Raw genomic sequence first — 2,660 nt, forward strand, 5'->3', positions numbered from 1 at the left:
AACTGGACGGGGATCACAGTTTACCTGGATGTGCTTCTAAGGAATAACAAAAGAGGAAGCTCTCTGAGAATATTCAAGATGCAATTATTTCTTATTTAGAAGTTGCCAAAGAACTCAATACTGGAATTGAATCTTGTTATGTAGAAGTAGAATTAAATCATGCCTAATGTTCCTGGAGTTAATCATAAACGAGCCATTAAAGCATTTGAAAAAGCAGGTTTTTCGATTGTTCGACAGGGTAAACATATTACCATGACTGATGGTGAACATATCTTAATCATTCCTAGAGCAAATCCTATTAATGGTTATACAATGGGCGCAATTATTAAAGGTTCAGGAATGACAGTTAAAGAATTTAAGAAGCTTTCATAAACAATAAGTTAAGGAAATTTAATAGTCTATCCAAAAAAAAGAAAGTAACCAGAAAATTTAAGAGTATTTTTATGAAGATCCCCCTAAATCCCCCTTACAAAGGGGGACTTTTGATGATTCTCCTGTTTGTCAAGGGTACTTCTGATAATTCCCCTGTTTGTCAGGAAGACTTCCGATAATTCCCCCCTTTTATAAGGGAGGTTAGGGGGGATCAAACAAGCTATAAGATTACCGAAAGACTTCTGTAATTTGTGTTTTCCATTTGCTGGTAGTATCAATCTTTGTCAAACTCCTTGGTTTGGTGGTGGTGTTGGTATGAATATCGCTTGGCGATTTTTACTCAATCCCGAAAATAAAATTTTCTTTGTGGCTATTGATTTACTTGCGTCTCCTAAAGAGCTATTGAACTTAGCTCGTTAATTAGCTATATTTTTGCTATATTTTTAGATATAGTAAAATCACAATTGATACGATAGATGCGCTCTACTGGTTAGGGCGTATTCTAATGACTTTAAAACTCCGATATGAACAGCAACACTCAACAATCATTAGATAAAGATCAAAAAATTGCTCAAGAAGGATTGAAAAAAGCTTATGCTAGAGAAACGAAAACACTGGTGGACGAAATTAATCAAAAAGCCAGTCAAATAACTGACATTAACGATATTTGGGCTTTAAGTGACTATTTGAATAGCCAACGCTACAATATCGAAGGTAAGTATGACTTTGGAGAGTCTACATCCGTTTTTGTGTTGGCTCAATTAGTTAAAGAAAAATGGTTAACCCTCGATGAATTAAGCGATTTAACCCCTTCGACAAGAGCCAAAGTTGCTGCTCTGGCAAAGATGTAATAATATTTAATCATCTTAATGTTGCCATTTATCTCTAAATTGTAGAACATCAGGGATGAATGGCAAATAAATAGAAATAAACCCAAGGGAGTCAATATATAGTTTAACTTTTTTGCACAAAACCGAGTATCTTTATTTTAACAGCAACTTAGGTAAAGATTAAAGTTTCACCTGAAAAATTCTGTAATTTGTTCTTTCCAGTTGTTGGTGGTATCAATCTTTTTAACATAACTCATTTCTTCTTCATTAAAGTCTTGAATATTATTTTTTTGTTGCTGCAATAAGTCAGAGGTTGCATCAGAAATATCTCCTTTACGTTTTGAAAGGCGATCACTTAAAATTTCTACAGGCGCATAACAAGATAAAATTGTCAAGAAAATGTTATCTTTTTTAGCTATTTCTATCACAGGTTTTCGCAATTGATGACGATCAAATTTAGCGTCTAATATCAGATTAAATCCTTCTTTAGCAACTATTTCACCCAGTTTAATCAACCTTTCATAAGTTTTTTGGTTCATTTCTTCATTATAAAGTTCACTGTTTCCTGTTTCATCTAAACTCACATTTCCTAAGTGTTTTCTCACAGCATCAGAACGAATTAAAATACCATTAATTTTTTCAGCAATATATTTTGCTACAGTTGTTTTTCCTGATCCTGATAACCCTGACATGATAATAATTTTACCTTGATGTTGTTGGGTATATTTCCAAGCTAAATGATAGTAATTTTTGGCTTCTTGTTGCGCTTTCTGATGATTTTCTTGGGAAATATTAGGATCATCAAGTATAATGGAATTAACTTTTGCTCTAACATAAGCTTGACGGGAAAGATAGACGGGTAAAACTTGTAATCCTTGCCAATCTCCTGTATGTTCTAAATAAGTATTGAGGAAAATATTACTCAAGTCTTGACGGTTTCTTGCATCTAAGTCCATAACAGTAAATGCAACATCACACATAACATCAACATAACGGAATTCCTCGTTAAATTCAATGCGATCGAATAACTGTATTTTATTGTTCCACAGACAAATATTTTTTAAGTGTAAGTCTCCATGACATTCTCTTATTTTATTCTCTTGTTTTCGTTTTCTAAAATAGTCTTGTTTTAGTTTAAAATAGCTATCTGTAAAGTTCTTTGTTTCTTGATATTTTTCTTTAGTTTGAATAATACCAATATATTTATCTGTGATCTCGTAATTCTCATCAATGGATTTTTTGATAACTTCAATGTCACCAAAACTACGAATATAATCATCGGTTTCCGAATCTTTGTGAACTCTGCTACTATTTTCTTAACTCTTCTAATGATGTTTTCTATTTCCCGTTAGAATACATTGTAATTACTATCTGGAGACTTGATCTCTTGAACCTATCATGATCTCTTCTCTCCATTTACTGCCCTTTGTTATATAGGCACTCTATAAATCGGGGACC

Annotated in this window: 3 protein-coding genes and 1 pseudogene; 3 read left to right on the forward strand and 1 reads right to left on the reverse strand. The window is 32.9% G+C overall.

The features are described 5' to 3' along the window. Positions 1-159 precede the first annotated feature (159 nt). From CWATDRAFT_RS31005 to CWATDRAFT_RS31010, 3 genes and pseudogenes are all read left to right on the forward strand, one after another. Entirely contained in the window at positions 160-372 is a 213-nt protein-coding gene (locus CWATDRAFT_RS31005) for a type II toxin-antitoxin system HicA family toxin (RefSeq protein ID WP_042713020.1), read from the forward strand. Between the two features lie 285 nt (positions 373-657). Next, positions 658-792 (forward strand): annotated as a pseudogene (locus CWATDRAFT_RS38015) (Red carotenoid-binding protein); the annotation flags it as partial. A 104-nt stretch (positions 793-896) separates the two neighbouring features. Next, positions 897-1,223 (forward strand): hypothetical protein, encoded by a 327-nt coding sequence (locus CWATDRAFT_RS31010; RefSeq protein ID WP_042713021.1) that lies wholly within the window; start codon positions 897-899, stop codon positions 1,221-1,223. A 167-nt stretch (positions 1,224-1,390) separates the two neighbouring features. Here the strand turns inward: CWATDRAFT_RS31010 and CWATDRAFT_RS31015 are convergent, their stop codons facing one another. Then, the gene (locus tag CWATDRAFT_RS31015) at positions 1,391-2,182 is read right to left on the reverse strand and encodes an AAA family ATPase (RefSeq protein WP_232287253.1); all 792 of its coding nucleotides are present in this window, start codon (positions 2,180-2,182) and stop codon (positions 1,391-1,393) included. Positions 2,183-2,660: the final 478 nt, after the last annotated feature.

Origin of the sequence: Crocosphaera watsonii WH 8501, from assembly GCF_000167195.1 — a bacterium.
GTDB lineage: Bacteria > Cyanobacteriota > Cyanobacteriia > Cyanobacteriales > Microcystaceae > Crocosphaera > Crocosphaera watsonii.

What these genes read in the sequence shown, in the direction of transcription:
- CWATDRAFT_RS31005 (WP_042713020.1), top strand. Translation starts at nt 160, where the DNA reads ATGCCTAATGTTCCTGGAGTTAATCATAAACGAGCCATTAAAGCATTT.
- CWATDRAFT_RS31015 (WP_232287253.1), bottom strand. Translation starts at nt 2,182, where the DNA reads ATGTGTGATGTTGCATTTACTGTTATGGACTTAGATGCAAGAAACCGT.
- CWATDRAFT_RS31010 (WP_042713021.1), top strand. Translation starts at nt 897, where the DNA reads ATGAACAGCAACACTCAACAATCATTAGATAAAGATCAAAAAATTGCT.